Origin of the sequence: Lachnospira pectinoschiza (assembly GCF_020564355.1) — a bacterium.
GTDB lineage: Bacteria > Bacillota > Clostridia > Lachnospirales > Lachnospiraceae > Lachnospira > Lachnospira intestinalis.
In genome coordinates this window covers 1-691 of sequence record NZ_JAJCRR010000013.1, presented here as the reverse complement: position 1 = coordinate 691, position 691 = coordinate 1, and the positions used below count along the sequence as shown (strand labels likewise).

General features: G+C 42.4%; 2 rRNA genes. Both read right to left on the bottom strand.

The annotated features are described in order from the left end of the window. Nucleotides 1-272 precede the first annotated feature (272 nt). Nucleotides 273-390 (bottom strand): 5S ribosomal RNA (gene rrf / locus LI288_RS13990). 209 nt (nt 391-599) lie between these two features. Continuing rightward, nucleotides 600-691: ribosomal RNA gene (locus LI288_RS13985) — 16S ribosomal RNA — on the bottom strand; the annotation flags it as partial.

Genomic DNA, 691 nt, shown 5'->3' with positions numbered 1-691 from the left:
ACGTTAATCGCAAACTTTCGTTTGCTTCGGTTTGTTTCTTGGTTTGGTAACTTTCGTTACCGCACCTCGGATGTCTAAACATTGATATGTTTATTAGATATTTTAATATGCAGTTTTCAAAGAACAGGCACAGATTTTACTCTGCGTGACTGTCTGACCAGTCATCAGGTAACAGAAATCTTTTATCTTTTCTGCTATCTCATCGCCGGTCAGGCGTTTATGTAAACCTTTAAGACTTTTACTTGTTTTTCTTAAAAGTTATTTTTTTAATAATCTGGCAGCCACCTGCTTTCCCATACCGTCTCCAGTATAGTATCATCGGCCGCTTAAGGCTTAACCATCGTGTTCGGGATGTGAACGGGTGTGTCCCCTAAGCGCATCGCCACCAGAACTTTCGTGAAACAAAGTAAGTGCACATGCAAAAAGTAATGTGTGTGGAAAGCTTGCTTTCCTAAACATATTGCTTTTTGTATGTATAAGCGACGCAGTCGCGACCGAGAAGCTTCGCTTCGAGGCACACTTACGAACGCACATACTCATTTCTTTGCTATCTTATTGATAACTCAACAGTAAAACAACCCCTACTTTTTCTTCCTTAGAAAGGAGGTGATCCAGCCGCACCTTCCGATACGGCTACCTTGTTACGACTTCACCCCAGTTATCAGACCTGCCTTCGGCGGCTCCTTCTTTC